General features: G+C 66.3%; 24 protein-coding genes and 1 tRNA gene. 11 read left to right on the top strand and 14 right to left on the bottom strand.

The genetic code is table 11. The annotated features are described in order from the left end of the window. Nucleotides 1–6: 6 nt before the first annotated feature. Entirely contained in the window at nt 7–1,140 is a 1,134-nt protein-coding gene (locus QX041_RS14385; RefSeq protein ID WP_315714374.1) for a DUF898 family protein, read from the top strand. Beyond that, nucleotides 1,115–2,260, top strand: a complete 1,146-nt coding sequence (locus QX041_RS14380; RefSeq protein ID WP_316165727.1) for a M48 family metallopeptidase — start codon at nt 1,115–1,117, stop codon at nt 2,258–2,260. Before QX041_RS14385 ends, QX041_RS14380 begins: the two co-directional genes overlap by 26 nt. A gap of 266 nt (nt 2,261–2,526) precedes the next feature. Here QX041_RS14380 and QX041_RS14375 read toward each other — a convergent pair whose 3' ends face one another. Then, nucleotides 2,527–3,369, bottom strand: a complete 843-nt coding sequence (locus QX041_RS14375) for a DUF2927 domain-containing protein (protein ID WP_409998669.1) — start codon at nt 3,367–3,369, stop codon at nt 2,527–2,529. A 21-nt stretch (nt 3,370–3,390) separates the two neighbouring features. Further along, a complete protein-coding gene (locus QX041_RS14370; RefSeq protein WP_315826071.1) occupies nt 3,391–3,963 on the bottom strand; it encodes a L,D-transpeptidase in 573 nt (190 codons plus the stop codon). Nucleotides 3,964–4,241: 278 nt separating this feature from the next. Between QX041_RS14370 and QX041_RS14365 the strand changes: the two genes are divergently transcribed. Then, nucleotides 4,242–5,789, top strand: a complete 1,548-nt coding sequence (locus tag QX041_RS14365) for an acetolactate synthase large subunit (protein WP_315752667.1) — start codon at nt 4,242–4,244, stop codon at nt 5,787–5,789. A 130-nt stretch (nt 5,790–5,919) separates the two neighbouring features. Next, nucleotides 5,920–6,435, top strand: a complete 516-nt coding sequence (locus QX041_RS14360) for a hypothetical protein (protein ID WP_315713998.1) — start codon at nt 5,920–5,922, stop codon at nt 6,433–6,435. Between the two features lie 119 nt (nt 6,436–6,554). Here the strand turns inward: QX041_RS14360 and QX041_RS14355 are convergent, their stop codons facing one another. The 11 genes from QX041_RS14355 to QX041_RS14305 all read right to left on the bottom strand — a co-directional run bounded on the left by QX041_RS14355 (nt 6,555) and on the right by QX041_RS14305 (nt 17,892). Continuing rightward, complete coding sequence (locus QX041_RS14355) at nt 6,555–7,109, bottom strand: hypothetical protein (protein WP_315713999.1); 555 nt, start codon at nt 7,107–7,109, stop codon at nt 6,555–6,557. Between the two features lie 267 nt (nt 7,110–7,376). After that, the gene (locus QX041_RS14350; RefSeq protein WP_316165726.1) at nt 7,377–8,453 is read right to left on the bottom strand and encodes a nickel/cobalt efflux transporter; all 1,077 of its coding nucleotides are present in this window, start codon (nt 8,451–8,453) and stop codon (nt 7,377–7,379) included. Nucleotides 8,454–8,461: 8 nt separating this feature from the next. Further along, a complete protein-coding gene (locus tag QX041_RS14345; RefSeq protein ID WP_315714001.1) occupies nt 8,462–8,740 on the bottom strand; it encodes a metal/formaldehyde-sensitive transcriptional repressor in 279 nt (92 codons plus the stop codon). 218 nt (nt 8,741–8,958) lie between these two features. Next, nucleotides 8,959–9,675, bottom strand: a complete 717-nt coding sequence (locus tag QX041_RS14340) for a Spy/CpxP family protein refolding chaperone (protein ID WP_316165725.1) — start codon at nt 9,673–9,675, stop codon at nt 8,959–8,961. A gap of 153 nt (nt 9,676–9,828) precedes the next feature. After that, entirely contained in the window at nt 9,829–12,999 is a 3,171-nt protein-coding gene (locus tag QX041_RS14335; RefSeq protein WP_315752672.1) for an efflux RND transporter permease subunit, read from the bottom strand. After that, nucleotides 12,996–14,420: an efflux RND transporter periplasmic adaptor subunit gene (locus tag QX041_RS14330; protein WP_315714004.1), complete on the bottom strand. Its 1,425-nt coding sequence runs from the start codon at nt 14,418–14,420 to the stop codon at nt 12,996–12,998. Before QX041_RS14330 ends, QX041_RS14335 begins: the two co-directional genes overlap by 4 nt. 76 nt (nt 14,421–14,496) lie before the next feature. Next, on the bottom strand, nt 14,497–14,889 hold the full coding sequence (locus QX041_RS14325) for a FixH family protein (RefSeq protein WP_315714005.1): 393 nt from the start codon (nt 14,887–14,889) through the stop codon (nt 14,497–14,499). Between the two features lie 95 nt (nt 14,890–14,984). Next, nucleotides 14,985–15,350, bottom strand: a complete 366-nt coding sequence (locus QX041_RS14320) for a hypothetical protein (RefSeq protein ID WP_315752732.1) — start codon at nt 15,348–15,350, stop codon at nt 14,985–14,987. A 171-nt stretch (nt 15,351–15,521) separates the two neighbouring features. Beyond that, a tRNA-Val gene (locus tag QX041_RS14315) sits at nt 15,522–15,596 on the bottom strand. A gap of 238 nt (nt 15,597–15,834) precedes the next feature. Continuing rightward, nucleotides 15,835–17,121 carry a hypothetical protein gene (locus QX041_RS14310; protein ID WP_315714006.1) on the bottom strand — a complete coding sequence of 429 codons (1,287 nt, stop codon included), beginning with the start codon at nt 17,119–17,121 and terminating at the stop codon, nt 15,835–15,837. 144 nt (nt 17,122–17,265) lie between these two features. Further along, nucleotides 17,266–17,892, bottom strand: coding sequence for a DUF1134 domain-containing protein (locus QX041_RS14305; protein ID WP_315714007.1), 627 nt, complete (start codon nt 17,890–17,892; stop codon nt 17,266–17,268). Between the two features lie 119 nt (nt 17,893–18,011). On the opposite strand from QX041_RS14305, the gene QX041_RS14300 reads away from it, so the two are divergent. Continuing rightward, nucleotides 18,012–18,518 (top strand): YHS domain-containing (seleno)protein, encoded by a 507-nt coding sequence (locus tag QX041_RS14300; RefSeq protein WP_315752674.1) that lies wholly within the window; start codon nt 18,012–18,014, stop codon nt 18,516–18,518. A gap of 15 nt (nt 18,519–18,533) precedes the next feature. On the opposite strand, the gene cysQ is transcribed toward QX041_RS14300, so the two are convergent. Further along, on the bottom strand, nt 18,534–19,367 hold the full coding sequence (cysQ, locus tag QX041_RS14295) for a 3'(2'),5'-bisphosphate nucleotidase CysQ (RefSeq protein WP_316165724.1): 834 nt from the start codon (nt 19,365–19,367) through the stop codon (nt 18,534–18,536). Between the two features lie 232 nt (nt 19,368–19,599). Between cysQ and chpT the strand changes: the two genes are divergently transcribed. The 6 genes from chpT (at nt 19,600) to QX041_RS14265 (ending at nt 25,451) form a co-directional block, all read left to right on the top strand. Beyond that, nucleotides 19,600–20,262 (top strand): histidine phosphotransferase ChpT, encoded by a 663-nt coding sequence (chpT, locus tag QX041_RS14290; RefSeq protein WP_315752676.1) that lies wholly within the window; start codon nt 19,600–19,602, stop codon nt 20,260–20,262. Nucleotides 20,263–20,505: 243 nt separating this feature from the next. After that, nucleotides 20,506–23,274 (top strand): hybrid sensor histidine kinase/response regulator, encoded by a 2,769-nt coding sequence (locus tag QX041_RS14285; RefSeq protein WP_315714011.1) that lies wholly within the window; start codon nt 20,506–20,508, stop codon nt 23,272–23,274. Between the two features lie 26 nt (nt 23,275–23,300). Next, nucleotides 23,301–23,774, top strand: coding sequence for a chemotaxis protein CheW (locus QX041_RS14280; protein ID WP_316165723.1), 474 nt, complete (start codon nt 23,301–23,303; stop codon nt 23,772–23,774). Between the two features lie 30 nt (nt 23,775–23,804). Further along, the gene (locus QX041_RS14275) at nt 23,805–24,194 is read left to right on the top strand and encodes a response regulator (RefSeq protein WP_315716971.1); all 390 of its coding nucleotides are present in this window, start codon (nt 23,805–23,807) and stop codon (nt 24,192–24,194) included. Between the two features lie 29 nt (nt 24,195–24,223). Beyond that, a complete protein-coding gene (locus QX041_RS14270) occupies nt 24,224–25,093 on the top strand; it encodes a protein-glutamate O-methyltransferase CheR (RefSeq protein ID WP_315750716.1) in 870 nt (289 codons plus the stop codon). 34 nt (nt 25,094–25,127) lie between these two features. Beyond that, nucleotides 25,128–25,451 carry a PilZ domain-containing protein gene (locus QX041_RS14265; RefSeq protein ID WP_315716973.1) on the top strand — a complete coding sequence of 108 codons (324 nt, stop codon included), beginning with the start codon at nt 25,128–25,130 and terminating at the stop codon, nt 25,449–25,451. Nucleotides 25,452–25,644: the final 193 nt, after the last annotated feature.

The raw sequence follows: 25,644 nt of genomic DNA, 5'->3' as shown, positions 1-25,644 counted from the left end.
AACCAGATGAGCTACGTTCCGGAGCAGCCGCCGCCGCTTCCGCCTCTCACCGCCACCTTCTCAGGTGCGCGTGGCGAGTTCTTCCGGCTGGTCAGCCGCGGGGCGGCCATCGAACTGATCACGCTGGGCTTCTACCGGTTCTGGCTCGCGACCGACATCCGCCGTCATCTCTGGGTCAACACGGCCGTCGACGGTGATGCCGCCGAATATACCGGCCGCGGCAAGGAGCTCCTGATTGGCTTCCTGTTCGCGATGGCGATCCTGGTCCCGATCTACCTTGCCTACTTCCTCGTCGGCGTCGAGGCCGAGCGCTTCAAGGCCTTCGCCAGCGTGCCGCTGGTGATCGCCTTCTACGCCTTCGGCCAGTTCGCGATCTTCCGCGCGCGCCGCTACCGCCTGACGCGCACGGTCTGGCGCGGCATCCGATTCTGGATGACCGGCTCGGGCTGGGCCTATGCCGGGCGCGCCATGCTGTGGACCTTGTTGACGGTGGTCACGCTGGGGCTGGCCTGGCCGTGGCGCGCCGCCGCGCTCGAGCGCTACAAGATGCGGCATTCGCACTATGGCGATCTCAGCGGCGACTTCGAGGGACGCGGCTGGGAGTTCTTCAAGCGCGCCTGGTATCTGTGGGTCATCGCGCCGTTTGCGCTGCTGCTGTTTCCGTTGTTTCCGTTCGTCTATGCGCAGTTCAAAGCGATCGAGTGGCGCTGGTGGCTGTCGGGCATCCGCTTCGGCGGCGTGCGTCTGGAATCGGACCTGCCCGGCAACGCGTTCTATGGTCTGTATTGGAAGGTGATCGGCTGGTGGTTTCTGCTGTCGGTCGCCTCCGGCGCCTATTTCAGTGGCGTCGCCGCGCTGATGATCAAACTGCTGGGGCCGGGAAGCGACGGCCTGCCTCAGGTGCAGGCGCTGTCTGACAACATACCGATGCTGGTGCTGGTCGGATTGGGCTACGTCGCCTGGATCCTGGCGCTCAACGTCGTGATGCGGCTCTATCTGGTGCGCGACATGTGGGCGACCGTGCTGCAGTCGGTTCAAGTGCATGGCATCGAGGCCATGGCCAATGTCGCCGCCAAGGGCGATCTGGCCAGCGCGCTCGGCGAAGGATTTGCCGATGGACTCGACGTCGCCGGATTCTGATTCCGGGCCGGCGGGCGCTGCTGCGCCGGCCGCCGCCACGCCGGTCGAGCCTGCCGCTCCGCTCGGCGGCCCTGCGGTCTATTTCGACGGCCTGTCCAACCGGCGGCAGGTGGTCACGATCGGCTTTGCCAATCAGCTCGTGATGCGCAGCGCCGACAATTTCGTCTCCTGGCCCTATGCCGACATCCGCCGCGTCGATGGGCCGAGCGGCACGCTGCGCGTGAGCTGCCTGTCGGCGTCGCCGCTGGCGCGGCTGGAGATCCGCGACGCAGCGCTGTCGGCTGAGCTGATCGCGCGCTGCAGCCACATCGACCAGAATAGGATGACCCGCGGCGCCATCACGCGCATCGTCGGCTGGTCGCTGGCCGCCGCCGCCTCGATCGTCGCCGTCGTGCTGGTGGTGATTCCGTTCGCCTCCGACCGGCTGACGCCCCTGGTGCCGCCGACCATGGAGCGGCATCTCGGCGAGGCCGCCGTGGTGCAGATCCAGACCGTGTTCGGCGACAAGCTCTGCAGCGAGGCGGCGGGGCAGGCCGCGTTCGCCAAGCTAGTCACGGCGCTGCGCCGCCCCGCCGGCCTCGACGACAGCATCGCGTCGCAGGTGCTGGACACGCCGATCCCCAACGCCTTCGCGCTGCCGGGCGGGCGATTCTTCCTGTTCAGGGGGCTGCTCGACAAGGCCAATGACCCCGACGAGGTCGCCGGCGTGCTGGCGCACGAGCTCGGCCACCTCAAGCATCGCGACAACCTGCGGCAGATGATCCACAATGGCGGCAGCTCGTTCCTGATCGGCCTGCTGTTCGGCGACGTCACCGGCGCGGGCGCGGCGATCTTCGCCTCGCGGGCCATGATCAACGCGTCCTATTCGCGCGAGGCGGAGGCGGCCGCGGACGGCTTCGCGATCGAGGTGATGCACAAGCTCGGACGGCCGACGCGCCCGATGGGCGAATTGCTGTTCCGCATCACCGGCAAGGAGGACGGCAAGCGCCCGTCGCTGTGGGCCAGCCATCCGCTCAGCGAGGACCGTCTCGCCCGCATGCGCGCCGAGGACCGGCCGCCGAGCGGCCCGCCGCTGCTCAGTGCGGAGGAGTGGCGGGCGCTGAAGGGGATTTGTCGCTAGGCATTGGGACGCGTTTGGCGTTGGGCGACGGCTGCGCTTGGCGTCGATTTGTGCCGACAGCGTTGCCATACATTCGGTGTCGTCCCTGCGAACGCAGGGACCCATAACCACCGAACCTTGTTGTTGGAAGCGGGCGTCGCTCAGCTTGCCACTTGCAGAGGCCGCGGCGTATGGGTCCCTGCGTTCGCAGGGACGACAGCGGAGGCTGAGGCGGCGTCCGGGCTCTCAATGAGGCGATCACAAGCGCGTTCGGATCAACCGACCGCTCACTCCGCCAGATTGTTGGTCTTCCTCACCCAGGCCCGCACATCGGCCAGCACGTCCGGCAGCACCGCCTTGACGTCGGCGAGCGTCATGCCGGCCTTGACGCGCGGGTCGTACAGCAGGTTGAGGATGTACTGGTCGTAGACGTCGAAATAGCCCATCGAGACGTTGTCGTTGAACATCGTCCAGGGCACGCTCGAAGTGTCGTTGATCGGCCCGAGCGACTGCAGCAGCTCCTCATAGGCGCAATCGAGGAAGACGAAATCGCCGTTGTCGACGGTCAGGATGACGTCGGAGCGCTCGATCTCGAACGCCTCGTTCTTGCGGAAGCCGGACAGGCATTGCGGATCCAGCGAGGTCTTGATCTCGCGCGCGCGCTCGCTGCCATAGGCCTGGCTGATGGTGTGGTAGAGGTCGCGGTCGCGCACCAGCTTGACGCGGACATTGGCATCGCCGTCGGTCTCGGTCATCGCAATGTCGAGGTTGCGGATGCGGGCGGCGATATCTTTGACGACCTTGGCGAGCTGCGCCTTGCGGTCGGCGCGGCGGCCGTCGGCAAACACCCGCACCGGCGCGCTGTATTTCCGGATGCGGTCAACCCGGCCCGCCAGGTGATACTCGGCGCCGAAGGCGGTCTTGAAGAAGCCGTCGGTGATCTCGGCGTCGGTGAAGCTCTTCTTCTCGATGCGCTGGCGGGCGGCGATCGCCGGAATTTCGGCGGCCGACGCCGGCAGCGGGACCACCACGGTCACGAGCGCAGCCAGCGCGGCAGCCACCGCGCTCCGCAGGGGACGCCCGGAGCACCGGTGCTGCCGGCGAGGATGCGCGCTGTGACATTGCCTCATCGTCGTGGTCGCGTGCGGCTCTCAGTTCTTGACGATCACGGTGGTGCCGACCGAGACGCGGTCGTAGAGGTCGGCGACGTCGTCATTGGTCATGCGGAAGCAGCCCGACGATACCGCCTGGCCGATCGTCTCGGGCTCGTTCGAGCCGTGGATGCGGTACAGCGTGGAGCCGAGATACATCGCGCGGGCGCCGAGCGGGTTCTCGATGCCGCCGGCCATGTGGCGCGGCAGGTCGGGCCGGCGCCGCAGCATCTGCGACGGCGGGGTCCAGGCCGGCCATTCCTTCTTCGCGGTGATGCGGTGCACGCCGCTCCAGCGGAACCCGTCACGGCCGACGCCGATGCCGTAGCGCAACGCCTGGCCGCCGGGCAGGACCAGATAGAGCCGGCGCTCGCTGGTGTTCACGATGATGGTGCCCGGCGCATACTGGCTCTGGAACATCACGGTCTGGCGCGGAATCGGGCTCACGCCGCTCTGGTAGAAGTTCGGCCCGCCGCCGAAGAGGTCCCTGGTGTCGAACATTTCCGCCCGCGCCATCCCGGCGCTTGCCACCGAGGCGACCACAGCAATTCCCAAAGCCAAACAGCGCTTCATTTCCATCCCCTGGCAAACATCAAATTCCGTTCGCAGACAGGCCATAAACGGTTGCACTTCGCAACCCACGGCGGCGTGAGGCCGGTATGTGGCGACGGTCCGTGACCCAAATCCCACGGAAAATCGCGCGCGTCCTGGACCAACATCCTGTTAGCCAAGCCCGCGCATGAGCACCGCGGCGATGGCAGCAATGCGGCCAGCCCCTTTGACGCCGCGGGCGAACAATGATTGATCTGCCCAGCATTGCAAATGGCGCGCGGAATCAGCAGGAGAATAGGATGAACGGTGCGGAAAGCCTGGTGCGGACCCTGGTCGCGGGCGGCGTTGACGTCTGCTTTACCAATCCGGGCACCTCCGAGATGCACTTCGTCGCCGCGCTCGACCGTGTCGAGGGCATGCGCTGCGTGCTCGGCCTGTTCGAAGGCGTGGTGACCGGCGCCGCCGACGGCTATTTCCGCATGAAGGGCACGCCGGCCTCGACGCTTCTCCATCTCGGCCCCGGCCTCGCCAACGGCCTTGCCAATTTGCACAACGCCAAGAAGGCCCGCTCGGGCATCGTCAACATCGTCGGCCAGCACGCCACCTACCACATCGGCTTCAACGCGCCGCTGACCTCGGACATCGAGGGCCTGGCGCGGCCGATGTCGGACTGGGTGCGGACCTCGCCGAGCGCCAAGGCCGTGGCCGCCGACGGCGCCGCCGCGATCGCCGCCGCCAAGAGCGCGCCGCCGCAGATCGCCACCCTGATCCTGCCCGCCGACACCGCCTGGAACGAGGCCGACGGCATTGCCCAGGTTCCGGGAGAGGCGCAGCGCCCGAGCTATTCGGCTGACGCGGTGGAGAAGGCGGCCAAGATCCTGCATGCCCACGGCCCCGAGACCCTGGTGCTGATGACGGCGGGCGCGCTGACCGAGCAGGCGCTGACCTTCGCCCAGCAGATTGCCGGCAAGACCGGCTGCCGCGTGATGGGCCAGACCTATCACCCGCGCATGGCGCGCGGCGCCGGCCGCTTCTCGATCGACCGCATTCCTTACGTGATCGAGCAGGCGCTGCCGATCCTGAAGAACTACAAGCACATCGTGCTGGTCGAGGCCAACGACCCCGTCGCCTTCTTCGCCTATCCGAACAAGCCGAGCATGCTCAAGGCCGAGGGCACCGAGGTACACCGCATGACCGCCTGGGGCGAGAACTCGGCTGCGGCGCTCGAGGCGCTGGCCGGCCATCTCGGCGCCAAGCCGGCCGACGTGAAGCCGCAGCCGCTCGCCGAGCTGATCAAGCCGCTAGGGGCGCTCAACCACACCACCATCGCCCAGGCGATCGCCTATGCGATCCCCGAGAACGCGATCGTCGTCGACGAATCCATCACCACGGGCCGCGGCTTCTTCCCGCCGACGGCGGCCGCCAAGCCGCATGACTGGCTGCAGAACATGGGCGGCTCGATCGGCTTCTCGACCCCGGTCGCGACCGGCGCCGCGGTGGCCTGCCCGGACCGCAAGGTCATGTGCCTCGTGGGCGACGGCAGCGCGATGTACACGATCCAGTCGCTGTGGACCCAGGCGCGCGAGAACCTCAACGTCGTCACGGTGGTGTTCGCCAACAGGATCTACCAGATCCTGCGCGGCGAGTTCGACGGCGTCGGCGCCGGCGAGCCCGGCCAGCGCGCCCAGGACATGCTCAAGATCGACCGCCCGACGCTCGACTTCGTCGCCATGGCCAAGGGCATGGGCGTCCCCGGCCGCGCCGTTACCTCGGCCGACGAGTTCAATGCCGCGCTGGCCGAGGCGAACGCCGAATATGGTCCGCGCCTGATCGAAGTGCAGATGTAAATCCGCAACGCTGGCGGCCGCAAAACGGCCGCCGGCCGAGGGAAGGCGCATCGCCTCATTTATGGGGTTGGCGACTCACGCCGATCGCGTGTTGATGGTGAGGTGTCCTTCTCTCCTGTATCTGAGCGGCATGCACAGTGAATTGAACCGGCTGATCTCTGCGCTGCAGGAGTTCTATGCGCGCGAGCGCTTCATCCTCGACCGTGATCTCGGCGAGCGCGCCTTGACGCATCGGCTGGCGGTGCATCTCGAACGCAACTTCCTGGGGTGGGACGTCGATTGCGATTACAACCGGCTCGGCGACCGCGCCATGCTGCTGCCGCGTGGCACCATCGTCTCGACCGACGACGAGCTGGGAAAATCGGTCTACCCGGACATCGTCGTGCACAAGCGTGCCGTGCCCGACAATCTGCTGGCGATCGAGGTCCGCAAGGCCGGCAACCACCAGCCGCTGGCGCATGACCGCCACAAGCTGATGGCGCTGACCGATCCGCATCTGTGGTTCGCCTATTGGATCGGCGTGCTGGTGATTCTCGACCGCCGCAGCGTGATCACGCCGGAGGTCTATGTCGGCGCCCGGATCGATCCGGTCTTGTCGGCCTGGTTCGCGGGGCGATTGCAGCAGATGGGACTCGCCGCCGGCTGAGACATCTCGCAGAAGAGGTGCGCGATCGCCGGTCGACGCGAATGAACAAGGGCCGCCCCTGAGAGGAGCGGCCCGATCTCGTCGCGCATGTGGAGCCTGCGGACAGGCGCTCCCACGCCTTACTTCGACATGGCGTCGCCGGACGACTTCTTCGCCGACTTCTTCTTCGTCTTGCTCATCTTCATGTCGTCGCCCCCGCCCATGGCGTCGCCGCTCTTCGCCGACTGGCCGGTGGTCGTCATCGGCTTCTCGGTGGACTGGGCAAGAGCGGCCGACGAGACGAACGCGAGGGCGGCGGTAGCGATGATCAGTTTACGCATGCGGAAAACCTCCGTGGGTTGGAAACGCGCCGGACCATAGGCGAATTCGACCAGCGGCGTTCTGACGCAGGAATCAGGAAAACGTGAGAGTTCCGCCCCGCAAAAGCCGACTTGCACCGGCGGCACGGGCAGCGGCGAGGGCATTCTGTGACGATTGTGCCGGACGCAGGGAGCCCATGCGCGGGTGAGCGAGGCCAATTTGGCCCAGTGCATCGACGCAGCAGCCTCCAACTGCGGCTGCGAGCTTCGGGCTCTCATCGCGATGCGGTGGGCTCGCGGCGTCATGGGAATGAATGTCATGCCAATCGGCCTCAGCGCGGTGCCGAGATCCTGGCGGAGGTCGCTCGAGCCCACGACCAGGACCTCGGCATTCCCGCCAAGCTCGGGCGCTGCCTGGAAGCTGCGCGCGACATCGATGATCTCATCGACGCCGCTACGGAGAGCCAGGAGGGCCGCTGTCAGAGCCGGATCTCTGCGCGGGCGGCGGGACTGTCGGAGCGCGAGGCGATCGATCGGCGGCGGTTCGATCTGCCGATGAGAGGCTAGTCCGGCCGCCATTCACGGACGAATTCGCCCATGAATCCTCTGTGGCGCCGCATCGGCTTAGGTCGCGCTTTCGCCTCAAGTCATCAGTTGGTGCAGTCCCAGCCAACCCGTATAGGTCCCGACCAGTACGATCAGAGCAGCCGAGAGATAGGGCGCCTGGTGCGCGAGGCGGCTGAAGCCGGACCAGTGGTGCTCGACATGTCGAAGGCTGAGTGCGGCCAGGACGCCGACGGACACCATGGTGATGGCCAGGCCGATGCCGAAGCAGAGCACCAGGATGAAGCCCAGGCTGAACTGCTTCAGTTGAAGGCACAACAGCAGGACCGTGATGGCGGCGGGGCAAGGGATCAGACCGCCGCTCAGTCCGAAGAGGACGATCTGTGCGGTCGTGACCGTACGGCCGGCGAAGCGCCGTCGAATGTCGTCGGCGTGGGCGCGCGCATGGGCATCGTCCTCGTCGCCGAGGTCCATGTGATCGTGGGTGTGCTCCTCGAACAGGATCTCGACGGAGGCGCCAGCAAGCGTGATGCGTGCCTTGAACGCGTGCGGCTCGGGGATCTCCTCGATGCTCTCCAAGGCGTCGCCGCTGGCCCGGAAACTGAACTGCTGCTCGTGGCCGTCTCCACGAACGGTCGTGACGTGGAGCGTATCGGCGGGTGGGAGTGCGCCGGTCTCGTTCCGGATCCGCCAACGCGGCGGCACGCCATCTTCGAAGATCTCCACCGACAGCGCGTGGCCGGCAAGCGCGACCGATCGCAGCGCGTCGTGATGGTGATGATGGTCATGGTCATGGTCATGGTGTCCACTCTGGTCCCGCCAGGTGCGCCAGACCATCCAGGCCGCGATGCCGATGATGACGACGGCCGAGATCAGTTGCAGAAGGGCTTCGCTGCGCTCGCCCGAAAGCTCCTGACCGAAGTGAAGACCGGCGAGTGCGATCACCCATACGATCGCGGTGTGGGAGATGGTCGCCGAGAGGCCGAGCAGCACGGCCTGCAGGACGGTGCCGCGGATTGCGACGATGAAGGCGGCCATCATGGTCTTGGAATGACCGGGCTCCAGGCCATGCAGCGCACCCAGGGCAATCGCGCTGGGCACGAACAGCCACGCATGCGCGCTGCCTTGCTGGAGCAGTTGAGACAGATCGGTCAATGCCAGTCTCACTTCAGATAGGTCCGGACCACTTCGATCAGGTCGGCGGCGCCCTTGGCCTTGTCGGGATCGCTTTCGTGCGCGGGGTCCACGACATGGTGCCGGATGTGATCTTCCAGCAGCTCGGTGGTCAGGCCTCCGATTGCGCCCCTGACCGACGCGACGAGCATGAGCACGTCGGCGCAGCCCAACTCCGCTTCGAGCGCGCGCTCCACCGCATCGATCTGGCCCTTGATGCGCCGGACCCGTGCGAGGAGCTTGGACTTGTGTTTGATGGTGTGCGACATCGGGATAATATAGGGGGGTACCCTATATAGGTCAACTTCCCATGTCGACCGCAGACGTCGAATGCGACGCTCGCGGCGTATCCGCTTGCCGATCGGCCCCCGGCAGCCCCTTCGTACCGGTCATTGCACGAAACCGACGAGCGCCGCGGATCCCCCGTTCGGATTGACGACTGCCAGGCGGAGGCGGAGTCGACCGGCTTCATGGAGCAGGTCCTCTCCTAATGGCCCCGCTGCATCCGCATGGAGCTCATTCTGCCGCCCCGCATCCCCATCGGCGGCATGCCGAGATTGGGCGCGAGCAGTTCGTCGGCCACCTTTCGCTGCTCGTCGGAAAAGGTTGCGACGAGGTCGCTCAGGGCGGTCTTGATCGCTCGCGTGGCGTCGAGGCGAGCCGATAGCGATTTTTCCTGTGCGGTCAGCTGGTCGAGCACCGTCTCCGAGCCGGCCTGCGACATCATCGCAGTCCGCAGATCGCCGAGCGTCTTCGCACGCGCGCGAAACGCGTCGGCGAAACTGTTCCATGCCGGCATCTGGGCGTCCGTGATCTTGAGCTCCGCCCGCAGGAACGCGATCCGTCCCTCCACATGATCGAGCACCTCCATGCCGCCCATACAATCGTCGGACGGCCGCGTCATGCCGGACATCATCGGCATCATGTTGGACATCGGCATGCCGTCCATCATCTTCATCATGCCGCCGCCCATCATGGTCTGTGACGAACTCGCCCCGCTGGTCGATTTGCCGGCATCAGTTGCTGGCGCTTCCTTCTGATCAGGATGATGGGCCGAATGGTCACTAGAGGATTGAGCAAAGGCGGGATGCGCCAAAGCAGAAAACGCCAACAGAAAAGCCAGGGGCAATTTTTGCATGACCAAGTCCTCCTTCAGGGGGCGATCAACAATGGCCAGACGTGGGCCATTCAGGTTGATCCACATCAACGGTCGGCGGGCTCAGGGGTGACGATCGTTCGTTGTCAGCGCCGGTACGGCTAGTCGCTGACCGTGATCGGGCGCCTTAGCCGCGCCGCCGCGACCACCGGAGCTCCTGTCGCGAAATTTCTCATCGTCTCTCCTCTCGCTGTCGGTGGATCAAGCTGCCCTTTGCACGTCCTGCGACCCGCTCGAAGCGCTTGCCGCCGTCCCGGTTCTGGTCGACAGGCTGCGTCCCTTGACCAGACCGAAGATGGCCGGAATCACGATCAGGGTGAGCAGGGTCGACGAAATCATGCCGCCGATCATCGGCACGGCGATGCGCTGCATGATCTCTGACCCTGTGCCCGTACTCCACATGATCGGCAGCAGGCCCGCCATGATCGCGACAACGGTCATCATCTTCGGGCGCACGCGCTCGACCGCGCCTTCCATGATCGCGTCCTGGAGATCCTGCCGATTCACCGGACAGCCTTCGACGCTGCGCCTCGCCTTCACCGCGGCCAGCGCGTGATCGAGATAGATCAGCATCACGACGCCGGTCTCTGCGGCGACGCCGGCAAGCGCAATGAAGCCGACGGCGACGGCGACCGACAGATTGAAGCCGAGCCACCACATCATCCAGATGCCGCCCACCAGCGCGAACGGCAGCGACAGCATCACGATCAGGGTTTCGGTCATGGCCCTGAAGTTCAGATACAGCAGCAGGAAGATGATGGTGAGCGTCACCGGAATGACGATCTTGAGCCGGGCAGTCGCGCGTTGCAGATACTCATACTGCCCGCTCCAGAGTACATAGGTGCCGGCCGGAAACTGGATGCTCTCGGTGACGGCGCGCTGCGCGTCCGCGACGTAGCTGCCGATGTCGCGGTCGCGGATGTCGACATAGATGTAGGTCGCGAGCTGGCCGTTCTCGGTGCGGATCGAGGTGGGGCCACGTGCCGGCTCGACCTTCGCGACCTCGCCGAGCGGCACGGCGCCGCCTGAGGGCATCGGCACCAGGACATCGCTGGCGATGGCCTTCGGATTGTCGCGGAGATCGCGCGGATAGCGCATGTTCACGCTGAAGCGCTGGCGGCCCTCCACGGTCGTGGTGATCGTCTGGCCGCCGAGGGCGGCCGCGATCGTATCCTGGACGTCCTGGACCAGGAGTCCGTAGCGGGCGAGGGCCTCGCGGTCGGGCGTGATCTCAAGGTAATAGCCGCCGATGCCGCGCTCGGCATAGGCCGAGGAGGTTCCGGGGACGGTCTTGATCACCCGCTCGATCTGCTTGGCCAGACGATCGATCTCGGTCAGGTCCGTGCCTATTACCTTGACGCCGATCGGCGTGCGGATGCCGGTCGAGAGCATGTCGATGCGCGCCTTGATCGGCATGGTCCAGGCGTTGGAGACGCCGGGGAATTGCAGCGCCTTGTCCATCTCGGCAACGAGGCTGTCGATCGTGACGCCGGGACGCCACTGCTCCCTGGGCTTGAGGTTGACGACCGTCTCGAACATCTCGGTCGGCGCGGGGTCGGTGGCGGTCGCCGCCCGCCCGGCCTTGCCGTAGACAGAGGCGACCTCGGGGAACGACTTGATGATCCGATCCTGCATCTGCATCAGCTCGGCGGCCTTGGTGACGGAGATGCCGGGCAGGGTGGTCGGCATGTAGAGCAGCGTGCCCTCGTTCAGGCTCGGCATGAATTCGGTGCCGAGCTGGCGTGCCGGCCAGACGGTGATGGCGAGCACGGCGGCCGCGGCGAGGATCACGAGCGTCTTGGCCCGCAGCACACCCTTGATGACCGGCCGGTAGATCCAGATCAGCAAGCGGTTGATCGGATTACGATGCTCGGGAACGATCCTGCCGCGCACGAAGATCACCATCAGCGCCGGCACCAGCGTCACCGAGAGTAGCGCCGCTGCCGCCATCGAGAACGTCTTGGTGAAGGCGAGCGGGCTGAACAGCCGGCCTTCCTGCGATTCCAACGTGAAGATCGGCATGAACGACACGGTGATGATCAGCAGGCTGAAGAACAGGGCGGGACCGACCTCCGCGGCCGCGTCGATCAGGATCTGGACGCGTGATGCGTCGGGCTCGGCACGCTCCAGATGCTTGTGGGCGTTCTCGATCATGACGATCGCGGCATCCACCATGGCGCCGATCGCAATCGCGATGCCCCCCAGGCTCATGATGTTCGAGCCGAGTCCGAGCAGCTTCATCGCGCCGAACGCCATCAGCACGCCGACCGGCAACATCAGGATGGCGACCAGGGCGCTGCGGACGTGCAGCAGGAACACGATGCAGACGAAGGCGACGACGATGCTCTCCTCGAGCAGCGTGTGCTTCAGCGTGTCGATGGCGGCATAGATCAGGTTCGAGCGGTCGTAGACCGGAACGATCTCGACCGATTTGGGCAGGCTGCTCGCGATCTCATGCAGGCGCTTCTTGACGTTCTCGATCACGTCGAGCGCGTTGACGCCGAAGCGCTGTAGTACGATGCCGCTGGCGACCTCGCCCTCGCCATTGAGCTCGGCGATGCCGCGCCGTTCGTCGGGGCCAAGCTCGACATTGGCGACGTCGCGCAGCAGCACGGGCGTGCCGCCTGAGCTCTTGAGCACGATGTTGCCGAGATCGTTGATGCTCTTCAGATAGCCCTTGCCGCGGATGACGTATTCGAACTCGGACAGCTCGACCGTCCGGCCGCCGACATCGGCATTGCTGGCGCGGATCGCATCGCGGATCTTCTGCAGGCTGATGCCGCGGTCGCGCATGCGCTGCGGGTCGAGCACGACGTTGTACTGCTTGACGAAGCCGCCGATGCTCGCGACCTCGGCGACACCCTCGGCCTTGGCGAGCGCGAACTTCAGGTTCCAGTCCTGGATCGTGCGGGTGTCGGCGAGATTCAGCTCCTTCGACATGACGGCGTATTGGTAGACCCAGCCGACGCCGGTCGCGTCCGGGCCGATCGTCGGCGTGATCCCCGCCGGAAGCCGCGAGGCCGCGCTGTTCAGGAACTCCATCACGCGCGAGCGCGCCCAGTAGATGTCGGTGCCGTCTTCGAAGATGACGTAGACGAACGACACGCCGAAGAACGAGAAGCCGCGCACGACCTTCGACTTCGGCACCGTGAGCATCGCGGTCGTCAGGGGATAGGTGACCTGGTCTTCGATGACCTCAGGCGCCTGACCGGGATACTCGGTGTAGACGATCACCTGGGTGTCCGACAGATCGGGAATTGCGTCGAGCGGCAGGTGAATGAGTGCGTAGAGCCCGGCTGCTGCGGCGAAGCCGGTCCCGAACAGGACCAGCAGCAGGTTGCGCGCCGACCAGGCAATGATGCGGGCGATCATTTGTGGTCTCCCATGCCGGCGTGGTCGCTGCCGGCGGATTGCGCTTCGTCGGAGTCCGCGAAGCTCTTCAGCGCGGCCTTCAGGTTGCTTTCGGCGTCGATCAGGAAGTTGGCCGAGGTGACGACCGCCTCGCCATCCGACAGGCCATCGCGCACCTCGACATAGCCGGCGCCGCGCCGGCCGAGCGTCACGGCGCGCGGCTCGTAGCGGCCGCCGCCCTTGTCGATGAGGACCGCCTGGCGCCTGCCGGTGTCGAGCACGGCATCAGCGGGCACGGCCAAGAGCGGCGCCGGGTCCGCGGTGTCGATCTCGGCATCGACATACATGTCGGGGAGCAGCGCGAGGTCCGGATTGGCGAGCTCGATCCGTAGGCGCGCCGTCCGCGTGTCCTTGTTCACCTGGGGATAGACGACTGCGATCGTGCCGGCGAAGGTTCGGCCCGCGAAGCTGCGCGCATGGATCGTCACGGGCTGTCCGACGGCGATGCTGCCGAGGTCGCGTTCGGCGACATCGACCAAGGCCCAGACCGTCGAGATGTCGGCGATCCGGAACAGCACGTCGCCCGGATTGGCGCGCATGCCTTCGGTCGCATTGCGCTCCAGCACGACGCCATCGCGCGGCGCCGACCATTGAACCGTGATCGGTGCGACGCGCGACCTCTCCATCGCCATGATCACCGGCTCCGGGACGTCCAGATTGGTCAAGCGCTGGCGCGCGCCGCGGCCGTAGGCTGCGTTGCCGCCGACGATGTTGGAATTGATGGTGGAGAGATACTCGGCTGCGGCCGCGGCCATCGCCGAGCTGTAGATCTCCATCAGCGGCTGGCCCGCCTTCACGCGCGTGCCCGTGGTCACGTCGGCGACCTTCTGCACGAAGCTTTCGGCCCGCATCGCGATCACGGAGACTCGGCGCTCGTCGAGCTGGATCGTTCCCGGTGCCTTGACGGCGATGCGGAGCGTGCGCCGCTCGACCGGCGTGGATCTCACGCCCGTCCGCTGGATCTTGCCGGGCGACAGCTTCACCACGCCATCCTCGGCATCGTCGCCCTCGTAGACGGGAACGTAGTCCATTCCCATCGGGTCCTTCTTCGGAGAAGGCGACGTGTCAGGTAGGCCCATGGGATTGCGGTAGTAGAGAATCCGGCGCGAGGAGTCCGCCTGCTGCTTCGGCTTGGCGGGGGCGGGCGCGGCTTGATCGTCGTCGTAGACCGGCAGGTAGTCCCGCCCGCGCTCGTCCTTCCTGGGGCCTGCCGACCAGGCAGGGGCGCCGCTGGGATCGCGATAATACAGCGGCATCCGCTCCGCCGCCGTGGCGGCAAGATGGGGGCGGAGCGACGGCGGCGATGTCTGGATCGACCAGAGACCACCCAAACCAAGGCCGGCGCCGAGCGTAACGGCCGCGAGCAGACGCAATGTGTTCATGACATCACCGTGAGGCGCGCGACGCGCGCGATCCGTTGGGAAGGGCGGGGCGCTCGTCGGGGAGCGCCCCGCAGGCTCACTTCGTCGCCTTGACGACGACCTTGCCGGTGACCGTCTCCGGCTCGCCCTGCACCTTCGCGGAGAGTGTGACCTGGTAGCGCCCGGCCATCGGCAGGTCGGTCTTGAAGGCGTAGACGCCGGGCTCCTTGGACGGCAGCGGCGCCACCTCCGACACCATGTCGGCCATCCCATCCGGCGCCATGTCGACGCGTGTCTTGAAAATGACCGCGTCAGTTACGGCCTTGCCGGTCTGCTTATGGGTGAGACGAACGGCGACCGTGACGTCGTCGCCCTTCTTCATCTCGGCCGTGACGGGCTCGAAGCTGTAGTCGGCGGCGCCGGCGATGGCGGCCGGTGCGGCGAGCGAAAGGGTGGCGGCGAGGGCCGCGGTGCTGATTCTGGAAAGCATGGTCCTGTCCTCATGAATGGATCTCGGCCGTGGCGCCCGCGGCGCGCACGTCAGTCATCGGCGCGCAGACATTGTGCGCGTCGGCTCGTGCGAGATCAGACTCGAGGAGGTCGGAACGGAGGACTGCCGCTGTGAAGAGAAGCGACCTGATCGGCGGGAATGGCGATCCTGGTCGCGCTCACGGCGAGGGGCGCGAAGGCAACGGCCCTGACATCGCCGAGCGCAACCGTCCCTCCCGCGCAGCAGAAACCCATGCTGCATTTGGTGTTGTGCGACGGGGAGCCGGTGCCCTTCATGTCGTCGGGGCAGCATTCGTCCATCGACATGCCGGCCCCGTCGTCCATCTGCATGCTCGTCTGCATCTCGTCCGACGACGCCATCACAGCCGCCGATGCGCCGATCGGCAGCATCGCCACGGACAGGGCAATCGCGAACGCCAGGATGGTACGGACGAGCCGCATCGAGATGGAGTTACCTTTCCGGTCGCAGAGCAAGACAGCTAACATAAGCCAGGCGCCGACGCAGTCGTTGATCCCGCTCAATCCTGCGTGACCATCGCGTCGCCGGAGGCATGACGACGGGCCAGACCAGCACAAGCGATCGCATGAAAGGAAAAGGATGGCGACGGCAAATGGTGGGCGCACAAGGGATCGAACCTTGGACCTCTCCCGTGTGAAGGGAACGCTCTCCCGCTGAGCTATGCGCCCGGTTGCCGGTGGCGGTCGTGGCTGTGAGCCAGCGAGCCGCCGAAGCAGTCCGTCGGAGCCCGCGATTTACGAAGCGCGGGCAGGGGGTGTCAAGGATTTGCGGCGGAGATGGCGAGGAAAACTGCCGGGGTGCGGTGGCCCGTCCTCGATCGGGGCCGAAACCGGCCCTCTCGCGGGCCAGCCTCCATACTGAAGCGAGGGGCAGATATCCGCCGCACTCGGCTCCGATCCGGCGGCCTCAGGCCCCGAGCTGCCGTGCTCGCGAGGCATGAGACTGCAGCGCGCGGATGCGGTCGGCCAGGGTACCGCCCTGGGGCGCACCGCCGGCCGCAGCAGCCGGCGCCGCGGCGACGCCATTGGCGTTGGCAGGCTTGGCGGGGGCCGGCTCGGCGGCCAGCATGGCCTCGATCGTCGAGTTCGGGCCCTCGATCTGCATCGCGAGCTTGGCGACCTCGGCGGCGATGTCGTTGATACGTTCGCGCAACAGCGCGTTCTCCATCCGCTCCTGGGCCCAGGTGCTCTCGGCCTGCTGCTGGATGGCGTTCATCTCGCGCTGCAGCTTGGTGCGCTCGTCGCGGGCGGCCTGCAGCTGCTGTTCGAGGGCGGCCTTCTCGGATTTGAGCCGCTCGAACGCGGCCGACTTGCCGCTGCCCATGCCGGCCAGCTCCTCGCGCAGCTCCTTCAAGGCGCGGTCGGCGGCCACGTTGGCCTCGCGCAACTGGTTGTTCTCGAAATCACGTTCGGCAAGCAGCTTGCCCTGGGTCGACAGCCGGCCCTCGAGGTCGGCGACGCGGCTCGCCAGCATCTCGGCTTCCTTGACCTGGACGATCAGCTGGCGGTCGAGCTCGGTGACGCGCTGGCTGAGATTCTCGACCCGAGCGCGGGCGTCGTTGAGCGCCTTGGTCGCGGTGTCGGATTCGTCGCGCTCCAGCGCGAGCCGCGTCTGGGTCGCGGAGAATTCCTTCTCGGCGTCGGCCACGCGGCTGCGCAGCTCCTCGACCTGGGTCCTAACGGACACCAGCTCGACCTGCCGGCTGTCGGCCAGCAAAGCCTTGTCGTTGAGCTCGGCAGTCAGGCGCACCTGCTCGGCCTGCTTCTCCTTCAGCGCCTGCTCGGCGGCGCGCAGCGCCTCCGTCTTGGCGGCGAATTCTTCCTCGGTGGCGCGCAGCTGATCCTTCAGCGCCTTCTCGCGCGCCTCCAGCGCAAAGATCGCGGCGTTCTTCTCGCCGAGCTCGATCTTCATGCGGTTGATGGCGTCGGTCTTCTTGCCGAGGTCGGCGAGCTGGCCGGTGGCCTTGTTCTTGAGCGCGTCGACGCTCATCTCCAGCCGCCGCGCCGACATCGCGAACTCCGCGCGCAGCTGGTCCTTGTCGGCCTGGATCTCGGCCATCGACAGCGGCGTCGCCGCCTCGAGCCGGCGCGTCGTCAGCCGCACCGCACGATTGTGCACCAGCGGCACGATCATCAGCGCACAGAGCATGGCGATCAGAAAACCGATCGCAAAATACATGATCGGCTCGACCATGACGCACAACTCCCGGTCAGAAATGATTAACGGAATCACAATGCACGGCGGGCTGATTCAACGCCAGCCCAATGCCGTGTTAACCTTGATCCGTCACGGGAGAACGTGTCCTCGCGGCATCAATTGGCGGTATCGGCGGCGGCCTCAGAACGGGTTCCAGGTCGCGCTCGGCGTGAACTTGAGGTAGCCGACATTGGCGCCGAGCCGCAGGCCGATGCCGGACCTGATCGGGACCAGCACGATGTTGTTGGCGGTGAGCGCCGTCATGCCGAAGCCGCCGACGATATAGGCCGAGCCGTCGATGCCGACGAAGCGCTGGTAGATCGCGCTGGTGGCCGGCAGGTTGTAGACCAGCGTCATGGTGCGGGCGCCGTCGCCGCCCCAGTCGAAGCCGAGCGAGGGGCCCTGCCAATAGACGCGGAGGTCGCCGGCGTTCTTGGTGTAGAGCGTGCCTTCGCCGTAACGGAGACCGGCGACGAAGGCACCGGCGCCTTCCTCACCCAGGATGTAGCCATTCGGCAGGCCCCATTGGCTGACGGCGCGCTCGATCACCGAGGCGAGGCCGCGCGAGACGTTGCCGAAGAAGCGGTGGCCGGCATTGACGAGCTCGTCCGGGTTGAAGCTGTCCGGGCTCGGCGCAGGGCGCGGCGGGGGGGCGGGCTGCTGATACGGCGGCGCGGCAGGCGGGGGCGCCTGCTGCGCGGCGACCGACGCGGTCATGGCCAGCACGGCCGCGAACGTCGTGGCGGCAAGGCGGGATGCGAAACTCATCGATGGAAATCCCCTGCTATCGGCTGCCCGAGCCTCGCCTTAACCTGACGCCAATCACATCGGGCGATTGTCGGGCGAGGGGCGATGCCCCTGCGACTCCCATGTTATCGGCACCAACTATGACCGCACAACGGCAACAACCGCCCCAGACCGGGTCAAAGTCGCTGTTTCGCCTTGTAATTGCCGCTATCGCGCTCGCTGCGCTGCCGCCGGTCGGCGCGCCGGCGGCCACGACGCAGCGCATCATCTCCGACCGCTTCAGCGGGCTGGCGATCGACGGCTTCGACCCTGTTTCCTATTTCGTGGATGGCAGGGCCATGCCGGGGCTGCCGGATTTCGAGGCGTCCCAGGGTGGAGTGGTCTGGCGGTTTCGCAACGAGGGCAATCGCGCCTCGTTCCTGGCCCATCCGGAGGTCTATGGCCCGCAATTCGGCGGCTACGACCCGACCGATGTGGCTCGCGGCGTGACGGTGGCCGGCAACCCGCGCTTCTTCGTCGTGGTCGAGGAACGGCTGTTCCTGTTCAACCGCGAAGAGAGCCGCGACGCTTTCGCGGCCGACCCGAGCCGCTATCTGCCGGGTGCGGAGGCCCGTTGGCCGGCGCTCGAGGGCGACCTGCCGCAATAGCGCGGCAGGGCTGTCTCAAACCTTCACCGCAGCCGGGTCGCCCCAGGCGATGAAGGACGGCACGATGAAGCCGTCGGGGCGCTCGCCATAGCGCAACGGCGCGCCGGTCTCGCTGGTGACGGTGCCGCCGGCGGCTGAGACCACGGCGTGGCCTGCCGCCACGTCCCATTCCGAGGTCGGGCCGAGCCGGGGATAGATGTCGGCCAGACCTTCGGCGAGCCGGCCGAACTTCACGGCCGAGCCGAGCGGCAGGCGCACCGCGCCCGGACGCGCCGCAATGAAGGCTTCGGTGCGGGCATCGCCATGCGACCGGCTGACCGCGGCGACCCATGCCGCGCCTTGCGGCGGCATCGGCCGGGTGCGGATCGGCTCGGCGGCCGCCAGACCCGCCTCCGTGAACGACAGCCGCTCGGCGCCACGGCCGACCAGGCCGCGCCAGATCTGGCCGATCGCCGGCGCGCAGACGATGCCGAGCAGCGGGCTGCCGTCGGTAACCAGCGCCAGATTGACCGTGAACTCGCCGCGCCCGGCGACGAACTCCTTGGTGCCGTCGAGCGGATCGATCAGGAAGAAGCTGCCCTCGAACGGTCCTGCGCTCGCCCCGACCCGCTCCTCCGACAGCGCGGGAATCGCGGGCGCCAGCCGCGCCAGCCCCTCGGCAATGACCCGGTCGGCGGCAAGATCGGCCTCGGTGACCGGCGAGCCGTCGGATTTGTCGGTAACGGCCATGGCGCGCCGGTTGACGGCGAGGATCGCGTAGGCCGCCTCGACGACGAGCTCCGTCAGGGGCGTCATCAGCGCCGCGGCGGCCTCGACCCCGACGGTTCCTGCAGTCGGTGCCGTCGTCATTGCGCGGTGCTCCTTCCGGCCGTTCCGTACGCAGCTGGCATCATCGTATCCCTGTTCTGGCGCCCGGCGCATCCGGGTACGGCCGTTCGCACGTTCATTGCGGCTGCCGGGAAAACCGCTACGTACTTTCCCGTGTCCCGCTCTCAGTTCGGTGGCGGTCCATGCTTTCGCAGTGTATCAAGCGTTAACGCAAGCATGATTCGCCCAGGTTCGCGGATTTCAGGAACATCGAATGTCCGGCACGTCCTCTCCCGAGATCGCCAATCCGATTCCCGCTCCCGATACGCTCGAACTTGCCGCTCTGCTCTGCTCGAAGGTCTGCCACGACCTGATTAGTCCGGTCGGCGCCATCGTCAATGGGCTCGAGGTGCTCGACGACAATCCGAAGCCGGAGGATCGCGACTTCGCGCTGGAGCTGATCCGCAAGAGCGCCAAGACGGCGTCGGCCCGGCTGCAATTCTGCCGCCTCGCCTTTGGTGCGGCCGGCTCTGCGGGCGCGCAGATCGATCTCGGCGACGCCCAGACCATGGCGCGCGGCCACATCGAGGACGCCAAGACCTCGATCACCTGGAATCTGCCGCGGCTGCTGTTGCCCAAGAACCGGGTCAAGCTGCTGCTCAACATGATGGTGGTGGCGCAGCAGACGATCCCGCGCGGCGGCATGCTGACCGTCGACCCGATCGGCGATGGCGAGACCATGAGCTTCCGCGTCGCCGCCACCGGGCTCAATGCCCGGCTGCCGCAGAACATCGTCAATCTGCTCGGTGGCGACTTGCAATCGACCATCGATGCCCACGCGGTGCAGCCCTACTACACCCGTCTGCTCGCCGATGCCTGCGGCCTCAAGGTGACGCTCACCGCCGACGGCAATGCGATGGTCGTGCAGGCGGCCTGATCGGGCGGACGTCCTGCCGCGTCAGTCCCTGCGACCTCGTGTCGTGGGACAGACGCAACAATCCATTCACCATGGTTAATCAAGCCTTGCCGATGTGTCCGAACTTGTCCGGATGCATCTTATCTCTTTGTTGAGTCCGTTCATTTGCGCTTACTCAACTAATATTAAACGCTTTGCACCGAAACTGGCCACGGTTTGAAGGGCGCGTCATGTCGCGTTCCGTTGCGTGCGAAGGCCAGTTTCATGGATGACCTGTTGCGTGAGTTCCTGACGGAGACCAGCGAGAGCCTGGACACCGTCGACAATCAATTGGTGCGGTTCGAGCAGGAGCCGAACAACGCCAAGATCCTCGATAACATCTTCCGGCTGGTGCACACGATCAAGGGGACCTGCGGTTTCCTCGGCCTGCCTCGGCTCGAGGCGCTGGCGCACGCCGCCGAAACATTGATGGGCAAATTCCGCGACGGCATGCCGGTGACCGGCGAGGCCGTGACGCTGATCCTGACCACGATCGACCGCATCAAGGACATCCTGGGACAGCTCGAGGCCAACGAGGCCGAGCCCGAGGGCGAGGACCGCGACCTCATCAGCGAGCTCGAGGCCATGGTCGAGCGCGGCATGGCGGCCATGGCCGCCGGCGAGGCGGCCCCGCCGCTGGTGCCGGCCGCGCCGCCCGCCCCCGCGGTGACGCACGGCTCGCTGATCGACCAGACGCTGGAGCGTCCGCTGCGTCCGGGCGAAGTGTCGCTCGACGAGCTCGAGCGGGCCTTCCGCGAGACCGCGATCGAGTTGCCGCCCGCGCATGAGAAGGCGCCTGAGCCCAAGGCCGCTGCCCCGGCGCCGGTCGCCAAGGCCGGGCCTGCCAAGGCGGAAGCAGAGGCCAAGGCCGAGCCGAAGAAGGCGGCGCGGCCGAAGGTCAATGCCGACGGCGAGGTGCACGAGAACGACAAGGTCGCCAACCAGTCGATCCGCGTCAACGTCGACACGCTCGAACATCTGATGACGATGGTCTCGGAGCTGGTGCTGACGCGCAACCAGCTCCTGGAGATCGCCCGCCGCAACGAGGACACCGAGTTCAAGGTGCCGCTGCAGCGGCTGTCCAACGTCACCGCCGAGCTGCAGGAGGGCGTCATGAAGACGCGCATGCAGCCGATCGGCAATGCCTGGCAGAAGCTGCCGCGCATCGTCCGCGACCTCGCCACCGAACTCGGCAAGCAGATCGAGCTCGAGATGCACGGCGCCGACACCGAGCTCGACCGCCAGGTGCTCGACCTGATCAAGGACCCGCTCACCCACATGGTGCGCAACTCCGCCGATCACGGCCTGGAGACGATGGCCGAGCGCGCCGCGGCCGGCAAGGCCGAGCAGGGCACCATCCGGCTGTCCGCCTATCACGAAGGCGGCCATATCATCATCTGCATCGCCGACAACGGCCGCGGCCTCAACACCGAGCGCATCAAGGCCAAGGCCTTGGCGAACGGCCTCGTCACCGAGGCCGAGCTCGAGAAGATGACGGAAGCGCAGATCCACAAGTTCATCTTCGAGCCGGGCTTCTCGACCGCGGCCGCCGTCACCTCGGTCTCGGGCCGCGGCGTCGGCATGGACGTGGTGCGCACCAACATCGACCAGATCGGCGGCACCATCGACATCAAGTCGGTGCTCGGCGAGGGCACCTCGGTCACCATCAAGATCCCGCTGACGCTCGCGATCGTCTCGGCGCTGATCGTCGAAGCCGGCGGCGACCGCTTCGCGATCCCGCAATTGTCGGTCGTCGAGCTGGTGCGTGCGCGCGCCAACTCCGAGCACCGCATCGAGCGCATCAAGGACACCGCCGTGCTGCGCTTGCGCAACAAGCTGCTGCCGCTGATGCATCTGAAGAAGCTCCTGAAGATCGACGACGGCTCGTCGACCGATCCGGAGAACGGCTTCATCGTGGTGACGCAGGTCGGCAACCAGACCTTCGGCATCGTGGTCGACTGCGTGTTCCACACCGAGGAAATCGTGGTCAAGCCGATGTCGACCAAGCTGCGTCACATCGACATGTTCTCGGGCAACACCATCCTGGGCGACGGCGCCGTGATCATGATCATCGATCCGAACGGCATTGCGAAAGCGCTCGGCGCCGCCGGCTCGGCCTCGCAGGCGGTGTCCGACGAGCACGCCGCGCATCACGCCATCGGCGGCGAGCAGCTCACCTCGCTCTTGGTGTTCCGCGCCGGCACGGCGCAGCCCAAGGCGGTGCCGCTGGCGCTGGTCACGCGCCTGGAGGAGATCGCGGCCGACAAGATCGAGATCTCCAACGGCCGCTACATGGTGCAGTACCGCGACCAGCTGATGCCCCTGGTGCAGATGGAAGGCGTGTCGGTGCAGACGTCGGGCTCGCAGCCGATCCTGGTGTTCGCCGACGAGACCCGCGCGATGGGCCTCGTGGTCGACGAGATCATCGACATCGTCGAGGAGCGGCTCAACATCCAGGTCTCCGGCGCCAAGGATGGCATCCTCGGCTCGGCGGTGATCAAGGGCCAGGCGACCGAGGTGATCGACGTCGGCCACTTCCTGCCGATGGCCTTCGCCGACTGGTTCATCCGCAAGGAGATGCACACCGACGCGCAGACGCAGTCGGTGCTGCTGGTCGACGACTCGCCGTTCTTCCGCAACATGCTGGCGCCGGTGTTGAAGTCGGCCGGCTACAAGGTGCGCACGGCGGCCTCGGCGATCGAGGGTCTGGCCACGCTGCGCTCCGGGCACAGCTTCGACATCGTCGTCACCGACATCGAGATGCCGGAGATGAACGGCTTCGAGTTCACCGAGGCGATCCGCGCCGACCAGAACCTGAGCCAGATGCCGGTCATCGCGGTGTCGTCGCTGGTGTCGCCGGCGGCGATCGAGCGCGGCCGCCAGGCGGGCCTCTACGACTACATCGCCAAGTTCGACCGGCCCGGCCTGATCGCGGCGCTGAAGGAACAGATCGAGGAACGTGCCCGCGCCGAAGCCAACCGGCGGGCCGCGTGACAGCAAGCGGGCAGGAGTAGCGTGCGATGAGCAGCAAGATTGAAACCACCGAGGGGGCCGCCGTCGAATACGTCACTGCGATGATCGGCGGTCAGCTCTTCGGCCTGCCGATCTCGCGGGTGCAGGACGTGTTCATGCCGGAACGGGTGACGCGGGTGCCGCTGTCATCGGCGGAGATCGCCGGCGTCCTGAACCTGCGCGGCCGCATCGTGACCGTCGTCGACATGCGGGCGCGGCTCGGCCTCGCCCGCGCCGAGGACGGCAAGCCGCCGATGGCGGTCGGCGTCGATCTGCGCGGCGAGTCCTATGGTCTCCTGATCGACCAGATCGGCGAGGTGCTGCGGCTGCCCGAGGAGAGCCGGGAGGAGAACCCCGTCAATCTCGACCCGCGCATGGCGAAATTCGCCGGCGGCGTGCACCGCCTCGACGGCCAGCTGATGGTCATTCTCGACGTCGATCGCGTGCTCGAGCTCCTGCCGAAGGCGGCAATCGCCGCTTAGCCCGTCAACCGTCGCATAGGGGAAACAACAATGAAGAGCTGTCTGGTCGTGGATGACTCCAGCGTCGTGCGCAAGATCGCACGCCGTATCCTGGAGGAGTTGGGCTTCTCCGTCGTCGAGGCGGAGGATGGCGAGCGGGCGCTCGAGATCTGCACCAAGAGCCTGCCGGACGCCATTCTGCTCGACTGGAACATGCCCGTCATGGACGGTTATGATTTCCTCGGGCGCCTGCGCCGGCTGCCGGGCGGCGAAGGCCCGAAGGTGGTGTTCTGCACCACCGAAAACGACATCGATCACATTTCGCGCGCGCTGAACGCCGGCGCCAACGAATACATCATGAAGCCGTTCGACAAAGAGATTGTGGCCGCCAAATTCCAGGAAGTTGGTCTCATCCAGGCGCTGTCAGCCGAATCCGCCTGATCCCTTCGTCTGCCCAGAAGAGGCCGCCCGTGAACCAGCCTGATTATGAGTTCCTGCGCAAGCTGCTTCGAGACAAGTCCGGTCTCGATCTGTCTGCCGACAAGCAATATCTGATCGAGAGCCGCCTGCTTCCGCTCGCGCGCAAGGCCGGCCTGGCCAGCATCAGCGATCTCGTCCAGAAGCTGAAGGACGGGTCGAGCGCCTTGATCAGCCAGGTCGTCGAAGCGATGACGACCAACGAGACGTTCTTCTTCCGCGACAAGGTCCCGTTCGATCATTTTCGCGACGTGATCATGCCGGAGCTCCTCAAGGCGCGCGCCAACCGCAAGTCGATCCGGATCTGGTGCGCTGCTTGCTCGACCGGCCAGGAGCCGTATTCGCTGGCGATGTCGCTCAAGGAGATGGGATCTGCGCTCAGTGGATGGCGCATCGAGATCATCGCCACCGATCTGTCGCAGGAGGTGCTGGAGAAATCGAAGGCCGGCCTCTACAGCCAGTTCGAGGTGCAGCGCGGGCTGCCGATCCAGCTTCTGGTCAAATATTTCAAGCAGGCAGGCGAACTCTGGCAGATCAATTCCGACGTGCGCGGCATGGTCCAGCATCGCCAGCTCAATCTGCTGCACGACTTCTCACAGCTCGGCACGTTCGACGTCGTGTTCTGCCGCAACGTGCTGATCTATTTCGATCAGGACACCAAGATCAACATCTTCGGCCGGCTCGCCAAGCAGATGGAGCCGGACGGCTTCCTCGTACTCGGTGCGGCGGAGACCGTCGTCGGCCTCACCGACGTGTTCAAGCCGCTCGCGGACCGGCGTGGCCTTTATCGCCCGAGCGGGATCGCTTCCGCGGCGAAGGCGTCCGCTCCGGGAATGCCCAGGATCGCGGCCGCGGGCAACTAGATGTTCCCGCAGCCCAATAGAGCAGGACGCGAAGATGTCTGACGACAACAAAGGTACGGAGCGCGTCACCTTCAGCCGCGGTTACGATGTCTGCATCATGGGCATCGACGGGACCTGGCGCAGGGACTGCCAGCTCAACGCCATCTCGGACACCGACGCGGTGCTGACGGTCGAGGGATCGATCCAGGGATTGAATCTGAAAGAGTTCTTTCTGCTGCTGTCCTCGACGGGGCTCGCCTACCGCCGCTGCGAGCTGGTCCGGGTCAACGGCTCCGAGATGGACATCCAGTTCATCAAGGGAAAGAACAAGAAGAAGCGTGGCAACGCTTCCGCCGGCCAGGAAACGACCGTCAACTAGTTCGCCTTGCGGCAGCACGGCGCATTGCTCGCCCGCCGCTCGGGAAACTTCCGCGCGCGGAGCGACGAGGAGACGCGCCAGCCCGGGTCCTGCGCAAGTCCTAAGACGCGTGGCCTTTTTTCCGAGAGCCGCTTTACGTCGCCGCAGGGTCGGACGTGTATGACAATGACGTCGGTCAAATTTTCCAGGGACG

It is taken from the genome of Bradyrhizobium sp. SZCCHNRI2009, from assembly GCF_032485115.1.
Classification (GTDB): Bacteria; Pseudomonadota; Alphaproteobacteria; order Rhizobiales; family Xanthobacteraceae; genus Bradyrhizobium.
This window is presented reverse-complemented; position numbering and strand designations above follow the sequence as displayed.